The organism is Sphingobium sp. SG1, from assembly GCF_057063145.1.
The window spans coordinates 1-269 of the sequence record NZ_JBVVOJ010000091.1; the positions used below are offsets into that span (position 1 = coordinate 1).

At 71.0% G+C, this 269-nt stretch carries 1 protein-coding gene; it reads left to right on the top strand.

The genetic code is table 11. From position 1 onward, the window contains the following. The coding region (locus tag AC0KVN_RS27680) for a methyltransferase domain-containing protein (RefSeq protein WP_483656857.1) at window positions 1–269 on the top strand (269 nt) is incomplete at both ends.

Here is a 269-nt window from a genome sequence, read left to right on the forward strand (position 1 = left end):
GCGATCGAGATCGATCCGGCGGCGCGTGCGATCGCGAGTGAGCGGCTCGGCAAGCCGGTCGGCGCGGCGCCGCTGCCTGAACTGCCCGGCGTCGCGCGCGGCGCCTACGACCTCGTCGCGGTGCTCGTCGTCGTCGAGCATATCGAGGACGACGTCGCCGCGCTCGCCGCGATGAAGGCGCTGCTGAAGCCCGGCGGCAAGATCCTGATCGCGGTTCCGGCGCACCAGTGGATGTGGAGCGCGCACGACGTCGTCAACCATCACCATCG